The sequence below is a fragment of the Sphingopyxis sp. genome (assembly GCF_035250425.1).
GTDB lineage: Bacteria > Pseudomonadota > Alphaproteobacteria > Sphingomonadales > Sphingomonadaceae > Sphingopyxis.
Window position 1 is genome coordinate 1 of record NZ_DATFFD010000022.1, and the last position, 20,522, is coordinate 20,522.

A 20,522-nucleotide genomic window follows, 5' to 3' on the forward strand; every position below is an offset into this window, starting at 1 on the left:
GTGTGGCCGCCGGGGTCGCGGTCGCGGGTCAGCGACACTTCCGCCGCCATCGAGACGTCGTCGGACAGGCCGAATCCCACCCCCGCGACCGAGCCATAGGCCGTATGCCGGCCCTCGCCGTCGCTATCGACGGCGGCGTCGACATGCGGCGTCAAGCCCAGCGACAAGGCGCCGAGTTCGAAGCTGACCGGCACGATCATCCCCGCCCCCCAATCGCCCGCACCGACGCCCTCGCCGCCCAGCGGCAGCGTGGCATAGGGCATCAGCGCGGCCGAAAAGCCCGACCCGTCGGGATTGTTCAGATTCTGCCGCAATGCGAGCGTCACGTCGCCGGTGCGCGTCCGGCGGGTCACGTCGCCCGTCGCCCGGTCGCGTTCGCGCGCATGGCCGAGCATCGTCCAGCCAAGCTGCACCTCCAGCGACGAGGTGAGCCCGGCGCACAGCAGCGCGTCGCCGAAGGTCCAGCTATCGCTCCGGCTGTCGGCGGTGCGATCGAGCGTCCAGTCGGCCAGCCCGATCTCGAACGCATCGACCCCGGCTCGACCGTGCAGGCGGGTGTACCGAGCCCCGGCCGGTCGGGGCAAAGATCGCGGCGATCCTCGTTCGCGAAGGCGGGCGCAGCGGCGGTCGCGGCGGCGAGCAGCAAGAGGGGTCGAAGCGACATACGGAGCTTTCCTTCGTCGAGCGGCAAGGTTTCTTGTTCCGCAAGATCAAGCCCGCTTGCCTCGAAACCGCAAGCAGGTAATTTGCCCCGCATGGCAACTCCCTCCCGCGCGAAGAAGCGCAAGCTCCCCTGGTATCTGCGGCCGTTCAAATGGCTGTTCTGGTTCATTGCCGCCTCGGTGCTGTGGGTGCTGCTCTATGCGGTGGTGCCGCCGCCCGTGACGTTCACGATGCTGGCCGACAGCAGCGGGATCACCAAGGACTGGACGGGGCTGCCCGGCATCGACCGCAATATGGTGCGCGCGGTGATCGCGGCGGAGGACGGCAAATTTTGCAGCCACAATGGCTTCGACCGCGACGCGATCGAGCAGGCGATCGAGCGCAACGCCAAGGGCAAGCGCATGCGCGGCGGATCGACGGTCAGCCAGCAGACCGCGAAGAATGTCTTCCTGTGGCAGGGGACCGGCTGGACGCGCTATGTCCGCAAGGTGCCCGAGGTCTGGTTCACCTTCCTGATCGAGAAGATCTGGGGCAAGCGGCGGATCATGGAGGTTTACCTCAACGTCGCCGAGACCGGCATCGGCACCTATGGTGTCGAGGCGGGGGCGCAGCGTTATTTCAACCATGGCGCGGGCAAGCTGACGGCCGCCGAGGCGGGGCGGATCGCCGCGATCCTGCCGCTGCCCAAGAAACGCGAGGCGGTGAGTCCGTCGGGCTTCACGCGCCGTTACGGCAACACGATCCGCGCGCGCATCGGCGTGGTCAAGCGCGACGGGCTCGATGGCTGCATCTACAAATAAGACTGCGATGTCGGCTTAGGGGTGGAGAGCTGCCTGCCTCCATTTTCGTCATCCCCGCGAAAGCGGGGACCCAGAGCGTCCGTCGGCTGGCCTAGTCCTGGGTTCCCGCTTTCGCGGGAATGACGAAATATTAGAAACCGGGCGTCCGCTTCCAGTCGTAAGCCCCCCCAAGCGTACAACCGCTACGCCGGCTTCCAGCTCTTGCGCTCTTCGGCCTGTTTCAGCACCTCGAACGCCGCCTGACCCGCAGCAAAACGCTTCGCGGCTTCGGCGTTGCCGGGTTTCACATCGGGGTGGGTTTCCTTGGCAAGATTACGCCACGCCTTTTTCGTCGCCTCGAAATCGGCGTCGGGTTCGAGGTCGAGTATCTCGAGCGCGCGCATTTCGTCGGCGCTGCGGCTGCCGTCGCCCGACCCGCCCCAGGCGTAATGCTGGGCCTTTGCATACGCCCCGGCGTCGCGCGTCTCATTGGCAGCCCGCTCGGCGGCATCTTCGGCGCTCAAACCCTCGAAATAGTCCCAGCCGCGGTTATATTCGGCGGCGTGCGCCTCGCAGAAATACCAGCGTTCGGGGCTGTTCGGCGATTTGGGCGCGGGGCAGTTGCCGGGGTTGGTGCAGCCGTGGCGATCGCAGAGGCGCACCTTCTGCGTCTCGCGCGACGAGCCATAGGGGCGCCAGCGGGGAAAACCCCAGTCATCGGATCTCTTGGCGCGGCTCATCACCCCCATGTAGCGGCAGGGGCGCGCGATTGCTAGCCGAGAGGGGCGAAAAACCTAGTCTTTGGGCTTGTAGCCGAACGCCTTGCCCGCAAGCTTGACGACCGCGGGGTCGAGATCGGGCGGCGTCATCGGCACGGCGGCCTCGAGCGCCTCGGCGACATGGGTCAGCGCCGCGATGCGCGCGGCCTTTTTGTTGTTGCCGTCGATCACCTTCCACGGTGCCCAGCGCGTGTTCGTCTGCGCGAACATCTCCTCCATCGCCGCCAGATAGTCCTTGCGCTTCGACCGGTTGCGATAGTCCTCGGTCCCCGTCTTCCACCGCTTCCACGGGTCGTCGAGGCGGTTGGTGAAGCGCCGGTCCTGTTCTTCCTGCGTCAGGTGGACGAATATCTTGACCAGATTGGTCCGGCTGCCGGTCAGTTGCGCCTCGAACTCGTTGATCTCGTCATAGCCCTTGCGCCATTCTGCCTCGCTCGCGAACCCCTCGACGCGTTCGACGAGGACGCGGCCGTACCAGCTGCGGTCGAAGATCGAGATTTCGCGATTGCCGGGCAGGCGTTTCCAGAAACGCCACAGGAAATGGCGCGCCTTTTCCTCGTCGTTCGGCGCGCTGATCGGCCAAACTTCGAAATAGCGCGGGTCGAGCGATGCGGTCAGCCGCTGGATGATCCCGCCCTTCCCCGCCGCGTCCCAGCCTTCGAACATGATGACGCTGCGCTGGCCATGGATGATGTGCGCCGCCTGCAACCGTTCGAGGCGATCCTCGAGCGCGGCGAGATCGCCGGAATAGTCGCCCTCATATTTGGCGCCGGTTTCATAGTCGGAGAGCGAGATGGTCATGCCCCCTTCCCTAGCGCAAGCGGATGCCTTCTACCAAGCAGGCGATGGCCGATGTCATTTTCTGGCACAGGCTGTGCGGATTTGGTTACCTGGCGAGGCCAGCGAGCAGCGCGGCGACGCGCGCGGGATTTTCCATCGGGATGAAGTGGCTGTGTTCGGCCCATAGTTCGTCGCGTGTCGCGCCGATCGCAGCGCCAAACCCCGTCCACGTCGGGCTCAGCGAGAAATCAAGTTCGCCGCCGCGCTCGCCGGTCGGGGCGCGGATGACCGTCGACGGCGTGGCCAGATAGTGCAGCCACTCGTGCGGGCTGGTGCGCAGCGCATTTTGATAGACCGAGGCTTCGAGCGCCGGCGGGCAGGCAAGCTCCAGCCCCTCGCCCTCGGCCGCCGGGAGCAGACCATGGGTGCAATAGTCGGCGAGGACGCGCGGATCCCAGTTCGCATAGGGCGGCCGGTCGGCGAAACGCGCGCGCATCTCTTCGGCGCTGGTCCAGCTGTTGCGGCGGCGCGCGACGGGATGCTCGGCGGGATCGGGGATCGGTTTGGCCGCTTCGCCCTCGTAAAAGGCGGGGTCCATGATCACCGGATCGATCAGGACAAGATGACCGAAGGCAGCGGGCCGCTGCGACGCGAGCCGCGTCAGCACATAGGCGCCCATGCTGTGCCCGCAGCCGACGAGCGGATGCCCGCCAAGCCCGTCGAGCAGCGGCAACAACGCGTCGGATGTCGCCGCCCAGTTGGCGAGCGTTGCGGGACGAAAGCTGCGACCATGGCCGCGATGGTCGGGCGCGATGACGTGGGTGCCGGCGGGCAGCGCCGCGACGACCCGATCCCACAGCCGCGCGTGAAAGCCCGTCGCATGAAGCAGGAGCAGCGAAGCCCCTTGCCCCCGCGTCCCCCATTCGAACCAGCAGATATCGCCTTCCGGCGTTTCCAGCCGGTGCTCCCGGGGTTCGCTCATGCCTCAGCCCTTCGGGCCGTCGACGATACGGATACCGAGTTCCTTGAGCTGCTTGTCGCCGACCGGCGCCGGGGCGCCCATCATCAGGTCTTCGGCCTTCTGGTTCATCGGGAAGACGACGACTTCGCGGATGTTCGGCTCGTCGGCGAGCAGCATCACGATGCGATCGACGCCCGGCGCCGAACCGCCGTGCGGCGGTGCGCCGAATTTGAAGGCGTTGATCATGCCGCTGAAGTTCGCGTCGACCTCGGCCTGCGAATAGCCCGCGATCTCGAACGCCTTGTACATGATGTCGGGGCGGTGGTTCCGGATCGCGCCCGACGACAGTTCGACGCCGTTGCAGACGATGTCATACTGCCATGCGAGGATATCGAGCGGATCCTTGGTTTCGAGTGCTTCGAGTTCGCCCTGCGGCATCGAAAACGGGTTGTGGCTGAAGTCGATCTTGCCGGTGTCCTCGTCGGCCTCGAACATCGGGAAGTCGACGATCCAGCACATTTCGAATTTGTTCGGATCGATCAGTTCGAGTTGCTCGGCGACGCGGGTGCGCGCGAAACCGGCGAGCTTCGCCGCCGTCGCTTCCTTGCCCGCGGCGAAGAACAGCCCGTCGTCGGGACCGATGCCGAGTTCGGCGGCGAGCGCGTCCATCTTGTCTGTGCCGTGGTTCTTGGCGATCGGGCCGCCCCATTCGCCGCCCTTGCGCGTCGCATAGCCGAGGCCGGCAAAGCCCTCGCCCTGTGCCCAGCTGTTCATGTCGTCGAAGAATTTGCGGCTCTTCTCCGCGGTCGCCGGGGCCGGGATCGCGCGGACGACGTCGCCCGCGGCGACGATGTCGGCGAAGCGGCCGAAGCCCGACCCGACAAAGTGCGACGAAACATCGGTGATGGTCAGCGGGTTGCGAAGGTCGGGCTTGTCATTGCCGTATTTCAGCATCGATTCGCGGTACGGGATGCGCGGGAACGAGCCCGCCGGGGTCACCGACTTGCCGTTAGCGAATTCCTCGAACACGCCCGCGAGCACGGGTTCGATCGCGTTGAAGACGTCGTCCTGCGTGACGAAGCTCATCTCGAAGTCGAGCTGATAGAATTCGCCAGGCGAACGGTCGGCGCGCGCATCTTCGTCGCGGAAACAGGGTGCGATCTGGAAATAGCGGTCGAAGCCCGCGACCATCAGCAGCTGCTTGAACATCTGCGGCGCCTGCGGCAGCGCATAGAATTTGCCGGGGTGGACGCGGCTCGGCACCAGATAGTCGCGCGCGCCCTCGGGCGACGAGGCGGTCAGGATCGGGGTCTGATATTCGGTGAAGCCCTGATCGACCATGCGGCGGCGCAGGCTCGCGATCACGTTCGAGCGCAGCATGATGTTGGCGTGCAGGCGTTCGCGGCGGAGGTCGAGGAAGCGGTATTTCAGGCGGATATCCTCGGGATATTCCTGTTCGCCCGCGACCGGCATCGGCAGCTCGATCGCCGCCGACTGCACCGCCACGTCGCGCGCGCGCACTTCGATGGCGCCGGTCGGCAGGTTCGCATTCGTCGTTTCCGCCGAGCGCGCGACGACATCGCCGGTGATCGTCACGACGCTTTCGGCGCGCAGTCCGTCGAGTGTGGCGAAGGCCGCGTCGCTCGAGTCCGCGACGATCTGGGTCAGGCCATAATGGTCGCGCAGGTCGACGAAGAGCAGCCCGCCATGGTCGCGCTTGCGATGCACCCAGCCCGAGACACGGACAGTCTTGCCGACATCCTCGGCGCGAAGCTGGCCACAATTATGGGTACGATAGGCGTGCATTTTCTTGAGTCTCTCATGTCCGGGAAGGCACGCGCAAACGTACCGATATGGCCGCGCCTAAGGCAGCGCGGCGAGCGATTTGTCAAGTATTCTGCTCGTCGCCCCCGCGCAGGCGGGGGCCGCCATCGGCCTCGCGCAAGGTTGCCAGCGGCCCCCGCCTGCGCGGGGGCGACGATATCTTCAGCAGGTCAGCCCCAACCCGTCGAGCACCGCGCTGCCGAACAGCGCGCGGTGCGCCGGATCGGGCATCAGCCGGCCCTGCGCAGCGCGCCAGCGGCGGAAATCCTCGCCATAATCGGCGGCCACACGCGCGGCGTCGAGGCGGCAGCTTTTGGCCCAGTGGCGGGTAAAGCCGATTCCCTCGGCATCGAGGCATTCGACGACCCGCGCATAGGCGTCGGCGGTTCGCTGGCTGCGCGGGCCGTCGAAATCGATCACGGCATTGTGCGTGAAGCGCGCGGGAGCGAGCAGCCCTTGCGCGCGCTCCATGAAGCGTATGGTGACGACGGTCGAGCCGCCGTGGCGTGCATAAACCGCGCAAATGCGCTCGAACGCGCGCGCGAGGTCGGCGCGGTCGATGGTGACCGAGGCATTGAACAGGTCGGCGAGCGGCCGGTGCGTATCGAGCCCCTCCCCCCAGCTACCGTAGACCGGCGGGGCGTCGATATCGGGGCCGTTGGCATAGCCTTGTTTCATCGCGAATTGCAGCAACGGCCCGCGCGCCCATGGATAATCGTTGAGGAGCCGGCCGAGCAGGCTGAGCGCATCATATCCGGCGCCGAGCTGCCCCGGTGTCGCGCGCGGATAATCGTCGCGCCACGGCTCGCGATAGAGGAAGCGCAGCATCGCCGGCCGCTTGAACGGCTTGTACGGATTGACGATCATCTGGACAAAGTCAGGATCGCGATCGAGCGCATAGGCGGCCGAGAAACGGCGGAAATCGCCTGCGGCGAGCCAGTCCAGCGCCGCCCGATCGACCTTGCGCAAATTCTGGATCGGACGGACGAGGAATTTCGGCACGCTGTCGACGACGAGCGCCGTCACGATACCGAGCGAGCCCACGGGAAGCTGCGCCGCGGCGAACATGGCGTCGTCGCGGAGCGGCGTCGAACCGGTCGCGGCGATGAAGGCGTCGCTCATCACGCCCGCGTCGGGCTCGATCCAGCGGATGCCGCCGGGGGTGACGATCTGCAGCGCGCGGATATGGTCCTGGATGCCGCCGCGCGCGATCATCGACCCGTGGGTGCCCGTGGCAGAGGCGCCCGCGAAAGTCTGGCCGTTGCCCGCGCCGCTGGTCCACAGCGAGCGGCCTTGCGCCTCGAACTTGTCCGACACCTCGTCGACGAGCGCGCCCGCTTCGACGAGCATCAGGGCCCCGGCGTCGATGCCGGGGCGGACGTCATCGGCACCGATCCGAAAGCAGCGGTTGAAACGGCGCGTATGGAGCAGCCAGCTTTGCGAGCTGATATTGACGTTCGACGGCGACCAGCCCGCGCCGAGCGGCCGGACGCGGCGCTTCGCGGCCGCCGCTTGCGCCAACCAGTCCTGCACCGTTTTCGCGGCGATCGCGATCTCGTCGCGCCCGCGTTCCGCGTCGCCGCTGCGCAAGGCGAAGCGCGTCGCCGCCTCGCAGGTGCCGGTGCCGTGATAATTGGTCCAGCGGCCTTCGTCGCCGAGCTTGACGATCGGCATCAGGCGTCTCCCAGCGGCAGGATGCCGGCATGCGCGCGCCACGCGACGGTCACCGGGCGGAGGAAACCAAAAGTCGCGATCGCCACCAGCATCTGGCGCCGCGTCGCGAACACGCGCACATCGCACAGGCCGTGATCGGATTCGGGTGTCACGAACGGCTGCGCGGCCTGGGCGGCGAAACCCCAGCCTTTCAGCGTTACCACCATCGCTTCCTCGTCGAGCGGCCGCGGATTGGCGATCGACACGAAGATGTCCGCCTGCCCCGCGGCATACTGCCCGAAAATCAACGCAAAACCGAGCGCGGCGAGCGCCCAACCGAGCCACATCATGCCCCAAATCCCTTCGTCTTTTTCCCCAGCCGGTGTTCCGGCTTTGCGACCCGAAGAGCGCGGGCAATTTTTCCTGCCCGTTCGTCTCAACTAGCTGTATAGGCGCGCTATGCAAGTCCATCCGTTGATCGAAACCAACGCCGCGCTCGTCGAATTCTGCGACCTCATTCGGAACAGCGATTTCATCGCGGTCGATACCGAATTCATGCGCGAAAACACTTTCTGGCCAGAGCTTTGCCTGATCCAGGTGGCCGACCGCGACCATGCCGCGGCGATCGACCCGATGGCGCCGGGCATGGATCTGAAGCCTTTGCTCGACCTGCTCGTCGACAATGAGGACATGCTGAAAGTCTTTCATGCGGGCGGGCAGGATGTCGAAATCATCTTCAACCTGACCGGCAAGACGCCGCACCCGATCTTCGACACCCAGATCGGCCAGATGGCGCTCGGTCAGGCCGAACAGGTCGGATATTCGAACCTCGTCGAAGCATGGATCGGGCTGCAACTCGACAAGGGCGCACGCTTTACCGACTGGAGCCGCCGCCCGCTCGACAAGCGCCAGATCGACTATGCGGTCGGCGACGTGACGCACCTCGCCAAGATTTTCCCGATGATGCTCGACAAGCTGATCAAGACCGGGCGCGGTCACTGGCTCGACGAGGAAATGGAAAAGCTCGCCGACCCTGCGAACTACAGCGTCGATCCCGAAAAAGCGTGGCAGCGAATCAAGGTCCCGACGCGCAAGCTCGACGTGCTCGGCCGGTTGCAGTCGCTCGCGGCGTGGCGCGAGCGCGAAGCACGGCAAAAGAATCTGCCGCGCGGCCGGATCGTCAAGGACGAGACGCTCGCCGACCTCGCCGCGCATCCGCCGAAGGATCAGGACGGGCTGGGCCGCGTGCGCGGCCTATCGGCGACATGGCGCACGAACGACATCGGCGGCCGGCTGATGGACGCGATCGCGAGCGCCAAGCCGATGTCGAAGGACGAAATGCCCGAACGCGCCCCGCGCGGCCCGGGGCTGGGCAAGGAAGGCACGCTGGTCGCCGACCTGCTCAAGCTGCTGCTCAAAATCCGTGCGCGCGAGCTCAATGTCGCCGCGCGGTTGATCGCGCGCAGCGATGATCTCGAAGCGCTCGCGGCGGGCGCGCGCGAGGGCATTCAGATGATGCAGGGGTGGCGTTACGACGTGTTCGGCCACGCCGCGCTCGACCTGGTCGAAGGCCGGATGGGCTTTGCCGTCAAGAACGGCAAGCTGCTGATGAGCGAAATCGACGCGGCGACCGCCGCCGAGGTTTAACTATCCTGTCGCCCCCGCGAAGGCGGGGGCCATTGTCGACCTGACACTGACGGCGAAGGCAAAGACTTCCGGCGGCCCCCGCCTTCGCGGGGGCGACGAACCCTACAGCAGCACCAGTTCCGGTTTCGTATCGAACGACTGCGCCAGCACGCGCAGGCGGCGCTCGACCGATTCGCCCGCGAGATGATGCCAGCCGGCATCGAGGCAAAGCTTCAGCCTGCCATCGACCAGCGCAATGCCGCTCGCCTTCAGCGGCGCCTCGACGCCGCCGGTCAGGCGCTGCGCGAGGCGGATCGCGAGCCCCCATTGGCGCGCCCGCGCGAGCCGTTCGGGCGACACGAGGGTTCCCATCACCGGGAATTCGGCATCGGCACCACCAAAGCCCGCATATAGCGCGCGCGCGAGCAGGATGCGGCCCGGAATATCGATGCTGCGCCAGTTGCCATGCAGGCCGATCTCGGTGCCGCGTTCGGCACGGAAATCGGGGTTAGCCGACCAGGCGACGTCGCTGAGCAGGCTGGCCGCGAGCCGGACGCGGCTGTCGGCGGGAGCCTCGTCAGCGAACAGCGGCGCGATCCATTCGGCGATCGCGCGGCCGTGCGGCGCGAAGCGCGCGAGGCGTCGGCCCTCGAATTCGGCGGCGACGATCAGCGGGTCCTGCGCGCGCGTTTCGGCATCGAGCGCCTGATAGAGCAGGCCTTCGCGCAGCCCCGACGACGACACGGTCATTTCGGGTACGTCGAGAATGTTGACCAGCGCCGCGAGCAGCGCCGCCGCGTCGGGCAAGGCCGCGGCGCGGTTCGACGCCATGCCGGGGATGGCGCGGAGCTCTTCAAAGCTCAACCTTTTGGTCGCGCGGATCAGGCGGCGAAGCGCGCTGCGCGGCAAGGTGTGCTGGTCGAGGACCGCGAGCGGGTCTTTGGTGAGTTCGAGATCGAGGCGCGAGAGCGCGCGCCACGAACCGCCGACCAGATAGAGCGGCAGGCCGGTCAGTCCCTCGCCCGGCCAGCCGGCGGCGCGGAGCATCTTGCGGATCGCGCGTTCAAACGCCTGCTCGCCATCCTTGCGCAGCGCGGGCAAGCGGAGCACGCCGAGCGGGAAGGATGCGCGGCGACCGACCTCGCCGTCGGATACTTCGGCGAGCTCGAGGCTGCCGCCGCCAAGATCGACTGCGACGCCGTGCGCGTCGGGGATCGCCGACAGCACGCCATGCCCCGCAGCCTCGGCCTCCTCCTCGCCCGACAGCAGCCGGATAGTCAGCCCCGCCTCGGCCGCGGCGGCGATGAAATCGGGACCATTGACGGCGTCGCGCACCGCAGCGGTGGCGACGCATTGCACGTCCTGGACGTCCATATGCTCGGCGAGCAGCGCGTAGCGCCGCAGCGCGACCAGGCCGCGTTCGGCGTCTCCCGGGGCGATGCGGCCGTCGATAGCGAGGCCGCGGCCGAGGCCGGCGGCGACCTTTTCGTTGAAGATCACGGCGGGTGCCCGCGCCGGTCCTTCATAGACGACGATGCGGACCGAGTTGGAGCCGATGTCGATCACGGCGGATCGGCTGACCGCCTGTTTGGAGGAACGCTGTGGGGTCAATTTGGTCAATCTTCGCGCACGTTGAAGGCAAGCGTGGGAACGTCCTGACGCTTGTGGAGCGCCGTGCCGCGACCCGAAAGCGAGGGGTTCGTCATGAAATAATGGTGCAAATTAAATGGCTTGTCGCCCGGCATCACGCGCGCCGAGGTGCCGTCGGGCAGCAGGATCCAGCTTTGTTCATTGTCGATGAGGTTCGCGACGAGCACCTGGTCCAAAATCTGGTCGTGGACGGTCGGATTTTCGATCGGAATCATATATTCGACGCGGCGGTCGAAGTTGCGCGGCATCCAGTCGGCGCTGCTGATGTAGAGCTTTGCCGCGCGGTGCGGCAGCGGCGCGCCGTTCGCAAAGGCCCAGACGCGGCTATGTTCGAGGAAGCGGCCGACGACCGATTTGACGCGGATCGTCTCCGACAGCCCCGCCACGCCGGGGCGCAGGCAGCAGATGCCGCGCACGATCAGTTCGATCGGAACCCCCGCCGCGCTCGCCTGATAGAGTTTGTCGATGATGTCGGGGTCGACGAGGCTGTTCATCTTGGCCCACACGCCCGACGGCTGCCCCGCCTTCGCCGCCGCGATTTCGGCGTCGATCAGCTGGCACAGATGCGCGCGCATGTTGAGCGGCGACATGGTGATCAGGTCGAGCCGTTCGGGTTCGACATAGCCGGTGATGTAATTGAACAGCTGCGCCGCGTCACGCCCCGCACGCGGGTCGGCGGTGAAGAAGCTGAGGTCGGTATAGATGCGTGCGGTGACCGGGTGATAATTGCCGGTGCCGAAGTGACAATAGGTGCGATACCCCTGCCCCTCGCGGCGCACGACCATCGAAATCTTGGCGTGCGTCTTCCACTCGATAAAGCCGTAGACGACTTGCACCCCGGCGCGTTCGAGCTGGTTCGCCCAGAGCAGATTCTGCTCCTCGTCGAAACGCGCCTTGAGTTCGACGACCGCGGTCACCGACTTGCCCGCCTCGGCCGCCTCGATCAGCGCGCGGATGACCGGCGACTGGTTGCCGGCGCGGTAGAGCGTCTGCTTGATCGCGACGACGTCGGGATCCGCCGCGGCCTGCCGCAGGAAGGAGAGGACGACGTCGAAGCTTTCATAGGGATGATGGACGACGATGTCCTTTGAACGGATCGCCGCGAAACAGTCGCCGCCATGTTCGCGGATGCGTTCGGGAAAACGCGCCGAATAAGCGGGGAATTTGAGGTCGGGGCGGTCGACATCGACGAGCGCCGACAGCGCGGCGAGCCCGATAAAGCCGCCGATCTTGGCGACGATCGCCTCATGCCCCTGAATATCGGCGTTCAGCACCTCGGCGATTTCGCCGGGCATGTCGGCCTCGAGTTCGAGCAGGATGACGCGGCCGCGGCGGCGGCGGCGGATCGCGGTGCGGAACAGGCGGACGAGATCCTCCGCCTCTTCCTCCAGCTCGATATCGCTGTCGCGGATGATGCGGAACACGCCCAATGAGCGGATGGTGAAGCCCGGGAACAGCAGATCGCCGAAAATCTCGATCAGATATTCGATCGGCACAAAGGCGCCCGGCTGCCCCGGCACCGGCACGAAGCGCGCGAGCGACGCGGGAATCATCACCAGTTCGCGGATCGTCTCGCCGCTCGCCTTGCGCTGCAGGTCAAAGATGACGCCGAGGCCGCGGTTCGGGATGAAGGGGAAGGGATGCGCCGGGTCGAGCACCTGCGGCGTCAGGATCGGGAAAATCTGGTCGATGAAATATTGGCGAAGGGCAGCGCGCAGCGCTTCCTTGTCCGACCCCGTACCGTGGACAATGATGCCCTGTTCGCCGAGCTGGCGGTGGAGCAATTGCCATTCGCTCTGCTGCTGGTCAACGAGCCGGTTCACCTCGGCCTCGATCTCGGCAAGCTGCTGCCCCGGCGAGCGGCCGTCGGCCGAGGGATCGTCGATCCCCTGCAGCTGCTGCCCCTTCAGCCCCGCGACGCGGACCATGAAGAATTCGTCGAGGTTGCTGCCAGAAATCGACAGGAAGCGGAGGCGTTCGAGCAAAGGATGCGCGGGGTTGCGCGCTTCTTCCATCACCCGGCGGTTGAAGGCGAGCCAGCTCAGTTCGCGGTTGAAGAAGCGTTCGGGTCCGAAAGGGATTTGAAACGCGCCATCGGCGTCATTGTCGGCACGAAGGGGTTGGCCGGTTATCGACATGTCGCGTCATCCTGTCGTTCGAGCAAATCGGGATCGATGAGCCCCTGTGACAGTAATGTTTCACGCGTAAGACGAATGCTAATGCCGCCGCCCTTTTCGAGCGACGCGGCGTCGAGCGCCGCGACGATGCGGTGGATCATCGCATAGCTGCGTTCCATCCGCGGCACGATATAGGAGGCGACCCCAGGCGCAAGCGCCATGCCGCGCCGTGCGAAAAGCGCCTCGATCAGGTCGCGCGCAAGGCAGTCGTCGGGATCGCCGATCGTCAGCACGGGTACGGCGGCGAGGCGCGAACGAAGGTCGGGCAGCGCGACATTCCATGCGGGCGGCGGCGCATCGGCGATGATCAGCAGCGGTGAACCACTGGCCTGCGCGGCGTTCCACGCGTGGAAAATCTCTTCTTCCGAAACGCTGTCATGGCCGTCGATGACGTTCCCGCCGGTGTCGCGCGCGAAGAGCCGGCCGATCAGGCTGCGCCCCGATCCCTGCGGCCCGGTGAGCACCGCGGTGCGGACGGGCCAGGTGGCCGGATGACGCAGGTAGCGTACGGCATCGGCGTTGCTGGCGCCGACGATCAGCGGACCGTCGTTGCTGCCCCCGGCGCTCCAGTCGAGCGGCAGCGCGATCTGGGACGCACGCGCCATCAGCGGCTGATCCGGAGCTGGCCGCCGCCTTCCTGCACCTTGAACCCGCGTGCGGCGAGCGCCGCACTGAGCGCGGCGAGGTCACCCCGGAAGCTGACGCGCATCACCGAGGTGCCGCCAAGCGCAAGGCTGGTGGTCGAGGCCGACTGGACGCCCGCGGCGCCCGCGACCGCGCGTTCGGTCGCGGTGACCGAATCGACGTCGGGCGAACTGTACTGGACGGTGAAGCTCTGCACGCCCACGGCCGCCGTGGTCGGTACGCTGGCGTCGGTTTCGCTCGGCAACGATTCTTCGTCGGTCGCGACTTCCTCGGGCAGGTCTTCCTTTTCGACCGGTTTTTCGAGAACCAGATAGGTGTCGGTGCGCAGCACACCCGAAGCGAGCGCGTCGATATAGATGCGGTCCATCCGCGCGACCGCCTTTTCCATCATGTCGGGCAGCGCCGCGGGGCTGGGCCCGGTCATCATGAAACTGGAGATCAGCTTGCTGTCGGGGCCGAAGCGCGCGGTAAAATAGCCTTTGATCGGGCCGCCGGGATAGGAATATTCGACGCGCGCGATCGGCGTCAGCACATCGGCGGCGCCATATTGATCGAGGATCACGCGCCACCACACGCGGCCGCGGCGGCCGGTCTGCCCCGCGTTGATCAGCAAGGTATCGGCGCCGGTGCCCGCGGTGCGGACATAGTCGATCGCGCTCTGCCCTACATTATATTCGGCCCACGCGCGCTGCCAGGCGCTGCGCTGTTCGAACACCTGCGGGATGCCGTCGATTGCATAGACCGGGATGACGAGCAGCGGCGGCGAGCGCAGCGTACGCCCGCTGACACCGAGGATTTGCCCCGCGCGCACGCGGTCGAACTGAACGCCGAGCCGGGCGACATAGCGGCGCGGGCCGATCTGTTCTTCCTCGACAACGATCGCGGTCACGATGCCGTCGAGCACCGAATCACCGAGCTTGGGGCCGTCGCTGCCGTTCAATTTGCGATAGAGCTGCGTCCAGCCCAGCCGTTGCGCCTCGCGCCAGCCCTTTGTGCGCGCATCATCGGCATTGTCGCCGGTGACGTCGACAAGGATGCCGCTCGCCAGGAAATCGCCGCTGCTGTTGATCGGTGTGATGCCGCGGTCGCCGCGGGTGATCTGACCATCGACCACGCCGACGAGCAGAATGGCGAAAAACAGGCCAAAAAGCGCGGCCCATCGCCAATCGCGGGGTGCCAGGGAGCGAAGCGAGAAGCTCGGGGCGAAGCGGGGAAGGGCAGCCGAAATCATATCTTCTCTATGCTCTGCCCAAAAGCGAGGCGCCGGACAAGGAAATCATGGCATTTGTCGGCTGGAACCGTTAGTCGCGCGTGCCATGGATTCCAAGCACAACCAACCCGGCTCCTACACTTATGCGCAGGCCGGCGTATCGATCGAGACCGGCAATGCGCTGGTCCGTGCCATTGCTCCGCTCGCCCGTGCGACGCGCCGTCCGGGCGCCGATGCCGACCTTGGCGGCTTTGGCGGCTTTTTCGACCTGAAGGCGGCGGGGTTCAACGATCCGTTGCTCGTCGCGGCGAACGACGGGGTGGGCACCAAGCTGAAGCTCGCGATCGAATCGGGCCGGCATGACGGGGTCGGGATCGATCTGGTCGCGATGTGCGCGAACGATCTGATCGTGCAGGGCGCCGAACCGCTGTTTTTCCTCGACTATTATGCGACGGGCAAGCTCGACAACGATGTCGCGACCGAGGTCGTCGCGAGCATCGCCGAGGGGTGCAAGCAGGCCGGATGCGCGCTGATCGGCGGCGAGACCGCCGAAATGCCGGGCATGTATTCGGACGGCGACTATGATCTCGCGGGCTTTTGCGTCGGCGCGGTCGAGCGCGATCAGGTGCTGACCGCCGACAAGGTCGCGGCGGGCGACGTGATATTGGGCCTCGCCTCGTCGGGGGTGCATTCGAACGGCTTTTCGCTCGTGCGCCGGCTCGCGGCGGACAAGGGGTGGAAGCTCGACCGCCCTGCCCTGTTCGACCAGACTATCCTGCTGATCGACGCGCTGATGGCGCCGACGCGCATCTATGTGAAGAGCCTGCTGCCACTGGTGAAGACCGGCCGGATTCACGCCCTCGCGCATATCACCGGCGGCGGACTGCTCGAAAATATCCCGCGCATCCTGCCCAAGACGTTGCACGCGCACGTCGATGCCGACGCGTGGGAGCAGCCGCGGCTGATGGCCTTCCTGCAGGCGCAGGGCAATATCGAGCCCGAGGAAATGGCGCGCACCTTCAATTGCGGAGTCGGCATGGCGGTTGTCGTGGCCGAAGCCGATGTTGACGATGTTACCGCGGCGCTCGAAGCCGCGGGCGAGACGGTATTCCGCATCGGTCATATCGCCGAGGGCGAAAAGGGCTGCACCGTGACGGGCAGCATCGAAACGTGGAGCGCGATGGACGCGTGGAGCGCGACGCATGCGGCGTGATCAAAAAATAGGGACAGTCCCTATTTATTGGGCATGCGCCGTTTTCGAGGATCGTCGACGGACGGCAATAAATAGGGACTGTCCCTATTTTTCGGCAGCGTCTCTGTGAAAGCCAGAGTCGCCGTCCTGATCTCGGGCGCCGGCACCAATATGGCGGCGCTGCTCTATGCCGCGAAAGCCGAAGACTGCCCCTATGAACTGGTGTTCGTCGGCAGCAACGATCCGGACGCACCGGGGCTGAAGATCGCCGAGGCCGAGGGCATCGCGACGTGGGGCGTATCGCACAAGGGCATGAACCGCGACGCGTTCGACGCGCTGGTCGACGAGCGATTGCGCGCGGCGGGCGCCGAATTTGTGGCACTCGCCGGTTATATGCGCATCCTGTCGGACGATTTCGTCGCACGCTGGGCGGGCAGGATGATCAACATCCACCCGAGCCTGCTGCCGCTCTACAAGGGGTTGAACACACACGGCCAAGCGATCGAGGCGGGCGACAAATTCGGCGGATGCAGCGTCCATATCGTGACGCCCGGCGTCGACGAAGGGCCGGTGCTCGCGCAGACGCCGGTCGCGATCCTGCCCGGCGACACGGTCGAGACGCTGGCGCGCCGGGTGCAGCTCGCCGAGCACCAGCTTTATCCCGCCACCCTCGCGGCGTTCGTGACGCGCGAACGGTCGCCCGACTATCTGCGCGGCCGTGTGCGTGAACTCGCGATGGCGCTGCCCGAGGCCGACGAGGTGGTGTCGCATGGCATGCCATGCTTCGGTATCGTGAAGGGCAAGAAATTCGCCTATTTCACCGAGGATCATCATGGCGACGGCAAGATCGCGATACTGGTCAAGATCAGCGGCGGCGACGAGCAGGCGGCGCTGATCGAGCTCGACGAGGAGCGCTATTACCGCCCCGCCTATTTCGGCGACGGCTGGGTCGGCATCCGCCTCGACCGCGGCGACACCGACTGGGACGCGATCGGCGAATGGCTGCGCAAGAGCTGGCTTTCGGTGGCGCCGAAGAAGCTGGCGGGGTTGATGGGCGTCGCGGAGGAATTCTGACAAAAAAGGCCGCCGGATCGCTCCGGCGGCCTCTTCCATTCGGCTGCGCCCTCAGGCTTAACCGACGATTTCTTCGGGCTTGAAGAAATAGGCGATTTCGATCGCCGCATTTTCGTCGCTGTCCGAACCGTGGACCGTGTTCGCCTCGATGCTCTCGGCGAGTTCCTTGCGGATCGTACCGGGAGCGGCGTCCTTGGGGTTGGTGGCGCCCATGATGTCGCGGTTCGCCTGCATCGCGTTCTCGCCTTCGAGAACCTGGACGACGACGGGGCCGCTGATCATGAAATCGACGAGTTCGCCGAAGAAGGGGCGTTCCTTGTGGACCGCGTAGAAGCCTTCGGCCTGCTCGCGGCTCATGTGGATGCGCTTCGAGGCGACGACGCGAAGACCGGCGTCTTCCAGCATCTTGGTGACGGCGCCGGTGATGTTGCGACGCGTGGCGTCGGGCTTGATGATCGAGAAAGTGCGGGTGACCGCCATGGGGGAAGCTCCTGAGTTATTATGGTCTGCGATGCGCGCGCCTCTAGCCGCGCTTTTGCTGCACTGCAAGGATAGAGCGTGAGGGCATTACGGCCCTTCGGACCAGCGGCCGTTTTCGTCCTGTTTCCAGAAACGGTTGTCGACGTCTTCGCGGGCGGCCAGCGTGCGCCAGAGGGCGCGCGCGTCGTCGATGCGGCTGTTGTCGAAGAGCAGGAAGGTGCGTTCGAACCCCAGCGCCTCCTCGCGCCATTCGCCGTCGGCGAGCGCAAGGTGGCTGGCACGGTTCGGCGGCGACGGATCGAGCGTCCCCGAAATCAGGATCGGCTCGATGTCCTCGTCGGGCGAGCCCGCGTGGCCGTGCGGCAGGAAGCTTGCGGGTTGCAGCGTCCACAGTGCCTCGTCGATCGCCTGCCGCTGCATCGCGGGCGCGGCGACCACCAACAGGCGGTCGCCGTTCGCGAGGATGCGCGTCGCGAGCGCGGGGAGCACCCGTTCGACCGGGTCGCGGGTCAGCCGGTAAAAGTCGACGCGCGCCATGCTCCCCTGCCCCGTTTCGTTCAGCCTTCGTGGTTGGCGGCGATGTAGCGGTCGAGCAGGCGCACGCCGTAGCCGGTCGCGCCCTTCGCCCACACCGGGCCGTCCTTGTCGGCCCACGCCATGCCCGCGATGTCGAGATGCGCCCAGGCGACGCCTTCGTCGACGAAGCGCTTCAGGAATTGCGCCGCGGTGATCGAGCCGCCTTCGCGCGGGCCGATATTCTTCATGTCGGCGATCGGGCTGTCGATCAGCTTGTCGTACGCGGGCGACAGCGGAAAGCGCCACAGCTTGTTGTTGCTCGCCTCGCCCGCGGCAAGTAAATCGGTCGCAAGCGTGTCGTCGTTCGCGAAGATACCAGCATATTCATGCCCGAGCGAAATCACCATCGCGCCGGTCAGCGTCGCGAGGTCGACGATCACCTTCGGATTATAGGCGCTCTGCGCCCAGCTGATCGCGTCGCAGAGGACGAGCCGGCCCTCGGCGTCGGTGTTGAGCACCTCGACCGTCTGCCCCGACATGGTGGTGACGACGTCGCCGGGGCGCATCGCATTGCCGTCGGGCATGTTCTCGACGAGGCCGACGACGCCGACGACATTCGCCTTCGCCTTGCGGCCCGCGATCGCCTTGATCGCGCCCGCGACCGCGCCTGCGCCGCCCATGTCCCACTTCATCATATCCATGCCCGCAGCGGGCTTGATGCTGATGCCGCCGGTGTCGAAGGTCACGCCCTTGCCGACGAAGACGACGGGCGCATCGCCGGCGTTGCCGCCGTTCCAGCGCATCGCGAGCAGGCGCGGCGGGCGGGTCGAGCCTTGCGCGACGCCGAGCAGCGCCCCCATGCCGAGCGCCTTCATCTGGCGTTCGTCGAGGATTTCGAGTTCGACGCCAAGATCGGTCAGGTGCTGACAGCGTTCGACGAACGTCTCCGGGTAAAGGATGTTCGGCGGCTCGGCGACGAGCGTCTGCGTCAGCGCGACGCCGCCGGCAATCGCCTCATTTTCGGCCCAGCGGCTGGACAGGTCACCGTGCGGCGACGCGATCGTCACCGTCTTCAGGCTCGGCTTCGCCTTGTCGGCCAAGCGCGTGCGATAGGTGTCGAGGCGCCAGTTGCGGAGGCGCGCGCCCATCGCGAAGGCGAGGACATCGTCGGCGTCGCTTTCGCCCGTGCTCACGAAATCGACATGGACCGCGGTCGCGCCGCTCGTTTGCAGCTTCGCCGTGAGCGCCGCGCCGCCGCGCTCGAGATCCTGCTCGCTGCCTTCGCCGATGCCGACGAGCAGCAGGCGCTTCGCCTGTTCGCCGTCGATCGCCGCGGTTTCGGCGATCGTGCCCGCCGCGCCGTCGAAGCGCGCCTGCGCCGCCGCCGCACCGAGCAACGCGCCGAGCGCACCCGCCTCGCCCTTGCGGACGGGAAATGCGACGACGTCGGCAGACGCGTCGATTTGCGCGACAAACTGAATGTCCATGCCTTAACTTTCTTATGCGATGATTGATTGGAACGTGGCGGACCGATAGGGGTTTCGCTTGCGAGTTGCAAAAACAAAGCTGCCGGTCCAAGCCGGGTGGACGCTAAATAAGGTGCGGGACAAAGATATCAAAATGAGCTGGGCTTTGTTCCAACAAGCAGCGCGCGCACGGCCGTTCTGGCTGGCGACGGCGAGCGGCGCGGCCTTGGCCGCTTGCCCCGTGCTGGCCCAGACCGAAGCGAATCCGGCCCAGCCGGAAGAGGTGGTGGGCGAGCCTGACCTGCAGACGCCCGACGTCGTCCCGACAACCACCGATGCCCCCGCGACCCAGGCCGAAGATCAGATCGGTTTCGCCGCCGATAATCTGAATTACGACAGCGACACCGAAGTCGTCGTTGCCGAGGGCAATGTCCAGATGAACCGCGAAGCGATCGAGATGCGGTCCGACAAGGTCACCTGGAACCGCAAGACGGGCCAGGTTTTCGCCGAGGGCAATGTCGTCATCAAAAACCCCGAAGGCGACACCGCCTATGGCGACAAGATCGAATTGACCGACAGCCTGCGCGACGGGGTGGTCGAGAATCTGCTCGTCGTGCTCGACAATGGGTCGCGGCTCGCCGCGATCAAGGGCACCCGCTTCGACAACGGCAATATCGAGCTGGAGAACGCCGCCTATACCCCCTGCCCCGTCGAGGATGACGAAGGCTGTCCCAAGAACCCCAGCTGGCAGGTGCGCGCCGTCCGGGTGCTATACGACAAGGCGAAGAACAAGGTCCGCTACAAGGGCGCGCGGATCGAGATTTTCGGCCTGCCGCTGATCCCGCTTCCCGGCCTCAGCCATTCGATCAACAACGAGCCGAGCAGCGGCCTGCTGGTTCCCGAAATCCGGCTCGACCGCAGCAACGGGTTCGAAATCGCGGTTCCCTATTATCTGCGGATCGCGCCCGACCGCGACATCACGATCACCCCGCACCTCTACACCAGCGCGGCGCCGATGATCGAGGGCGAGTTCCGCGCGCTGACCGA

19 protein-coding genes are annotated in these 20,522 nt (G+C 66.1%); 5 read left to right on the forward strand and 14 right to left on the reverse strand.

Annotated elements, in window-relative coordinates; genetic code table 11:
• Nucleotides 1-584, reverse strand: a 584-nt coding sequence (locus VJ811_RS01460) for a transporter (RefSeq protein WP_324070494.1), incomplete at its 3' end; no start/stop codon positions are given.
• Between the two features lie 171 nt (nucleotides 585-755).
• On the opposite strand from VJ811_RS01460, the gene mtgA reads away from it, so the two are divergent.
• Nucleotides 756-1,463 (forward strand): monofunctional biosynthetic peptidoglycan transglycosylase, encoded by a 708-nt coding sequence (mtgA, locus tag VJ811_RS01465; RefSeq protein ID WP_324070495.1) that lies wholly within the window; start codon nucleotides 756-758, stop codon nucleotides 1,461-1,463.
• Between the two features lie 182 nt (nucleotides 1,464-1,645).
• Here the strand turns inward: mtgA and VJ811_RS01470 are convergent, their stop codons facing one another.
• The 6 genes from VJ811_RS01470 to VJ811_RS01495 all read right to left on the reverse strand — a co-directional run bounded on the left by VJ811_RS01470 (nucleotide 1,646) and on the right by VJ811_RS01495 (nucleotide 7,789).
• A complete protein-coding gene (locus VJ811_RS01470) occupies nucleotides 1,646-2,182 on the reverse strand; it encodes a J domain-containing protein (RefSeq protein WP_324070496.1) in 537 nt (178 codons plus the stop codon).
• 54 nt (nucleotides 2,183-2,236) lie between these two features.
• Nucleotides 2,237-3,022 (reverse strand): polyphosphate kinase, encoded by a 786-nt coding sequence (locus VJ811_RS01475; protein ID WP_324070497.1) that lies wholly within the window; start codon nucleotides 3,020-3,022, stop codon nucleotides 2,237-2,239.
• A gap of 85 nt (nucleotides 3,023-3,107) precedes the next feature.
• Nucleotides 3,108-3,983 carry an alpha/beta hydrolase gene (locus VJ811_RS01480; protein WP_324070498.1) on the reverse strand — a complete coding sequence of 292 codons (876 nt, stop codon included), beginning with the start codon at nucleotides 3,981-3,983 and terminating at the stop codon, nucleotides 3,108-3,110.
• Between the two features lie 3 nt (nucleotides 3,984-3,986).
• Complete coding sequence (aspS, locus tag VJ811_RS01485; RefSeq protein WP_324070499.1) at nucleotides 3,987-5,768, reverse strand: aspartate--tRNA ligase; 1,782 nt, start codon at nucleotides 5,766-5,768, stop codon at nucleotides 3,987-3,989.
• 180 nt (nucleotides 5,769-5,948) lie between these two features.
• Nucleotides 5,949-7,460, reverse strand: coding sequence for an FAD-binding protein (locus VJ811_RS01490; protein WP_324070500.1), 1,512 nt, complete (start codon nucleotides 7,458-7,460; stop codon nucleotides 5,949-5,951).
• Nucleotides 7,460-7,789, reverse strand: coding sequence for a hypothetical protein (locus VJ811_RS01495; RefSeq protein WP_324070501.1), 330 nt, complete (start codon nucleotides 7,787-7,789; stop codon nucleotides 7,460-7,462). The genes VJ811_RS01490 and VJ811_RS01495 overlap by 1 nt, the downstream gene beginning before the upstream one ends.
• Before the next feature lie 109 nt (nucleotides 7,790-7,898).
• Here VJ811_RS01495 and rnd point away from each other — a divergent pair, with 109 nt between their 5' ends.
• Entirely contained in the window at nucleotides 7,899-9,086 is a 1,188-nt protein-coding gene (gene rnd / locus VJ811_RS01500; RefSeq protein WP_324070502.1) for a ribonuclease D, read from the forward strand.
• 102 nt (nucleotides 9,087-9,188) lie between these two features.
• Here rnd and VJ811_RS01505 read toward each other — a convergent pair whose 3' ends face one another.
• Genes VJ811_RS01505 through VJ811_RS01520 form a run of 4 tightly spaced genes read right to left on the reverse strand, consistent with a single transcriptional unit; the run spans nucleotide 9,189 to nucleotide 14,651 of the window.
• A complete protein-coding gene (locus VJ811_RS01505; protein ID WP_324070503.1) occupies nucleotides 9,189-10,685 on the reverse strand; it encodes a Ppx/GppA family phosphatase in 1,497 nt (498 codons plus the stop codon).
• Nucleotides 10,682-12,853, reverse strand: coding sequence for an RNA degradosome polyphosphate kinase (locus VJ811_RS01510; RefSeq protein ID WP_324070504.1), 2,172 nt, complete (start codon nucleotides 12,851-12,853; stop codon nucleotides 10,682-10,684). The genes VJ811_RS01505 and VJ811_RS01510 overlap by 4 nt, the downstream gene beginning before the upstream one ends.
• Nucleotides 12,844-13,497, reverse strand: coding sequence for an HdaA/DnaA family protein (locus tag VJ811_RS01515; protein ID WP_324070505.1), 654 nt, complete (start codon nucleotides 13,495-13,497; stop codon nucleotides 12,844-12,846). The genes VJ811_RS01510 and VJ811_RS01515 overlap by 10 nt, the downstream gene beginning before the upstream one ends.
• A complete protein-coding gene (locus VJ811_RS01520) occupies nucleotides 13,497-14,651 on the reverse strand; it encodes a heavy-metal-associated domain-containing protein (RefSeq protein ID WP_324070506.1) in 1,155 nt (384 codons plus the stop codon). The genes VJ811_RS01515 and VJ811_RS01520 overlap by 1 nt, the downstream gene beginning before the upstream one ends.
• A 202-nt stretch (nucleotides 14,652-14,853) precedes the next feature.
• Between VJ811_RS01520 and purM the strand changes: the two genes are divergently transcribed.
• Nucleotides 14,854-15,960 carry a phosphoribosylformylglycinamidine cyclo-ligase gene (purM, locus tag VJ811_RS01525; protein ID WP_324070507.1) on the forward strand — a complete coding sequence of 369 codons (1,107 nt, stop codon included), beginning with the start codon at nucleotides 14,854-14,856 and terminating at the stop codon, nucleotides 15,958-15,960.
• A 105-nt stretch (nucleotides 15,961-16,065) separates the two neighbouring features.
• On the forward strand, nucleotides 16,066-17,013 hold the full coding sequence (purN, locus tag VJ811_RS01530) for a phosphoribosylglycinamide formyltransferase (RefSeq protein WP_324070508.1): 948 nt from the start codon (nucleotides 16,066-16,068) through the stop codon (nucleotides 17,011-17,013).
• Between the two features lie 57 nt (nucleotides 17,014-17,070).
• Here the strand turns inward: purN and ndk are convergent, their stop codons facing one another.
• From ndk to VJ811_RS01545, 3 genes are all read right to left on the reverse strand, one after another.
• Nucleotides 17,071-17,493, reverse strand: a complete 423-nt coding sequence (gene ndk, locus VJ811_RS01535) for a nucleoside-diphosphate kinase (protein ID WP_037518700.1) — start codon at nucleotides 17,491-17,493, stop codon at nucleotides 17,071-17,073.
• 87 nt (nucleotides 17,494-17,580) lie between these two features.
• Complete coding sequence (locus tag VJ811_RS01540) at nucleotides 17,581-18,030, reverse strand: DNA polymerase III subunit chi (protein ID WP_324070509.1); 450 nt, start codon at nucleotides 18,028-18,030, stop codon at nucleotides 17,581-17,583.
• Nucleotides 18,031-18,050: 20 nt separating this feature from the next.
• Nucleotides 18,051-19,496: a leucyl aminopeptidase gene (locus tag VJ811_RS01545; protein WP_324070510.1), complete on the reverse strand. Its 1,446-nt coding sequence runs from the start codon at nucleotides 19,494-19,496 to the stop codon at nucleotides 18,051-18,053.
• Between the two features lie 133 nt (nucleotides 19,497-19,629).
• Between VJ811_RS01545 and VJ811_RS01550 the strand changes: the two genes are divergently transcribed.
• Nucleotides 19,630-20,522, forward strand: an 893-nt coding sequence (locus VJ811_RS01550) for an LPS-assembly protein LptD (protein WP_324070511.1), incomplete at its 3' end; no start/stop codon positions are given.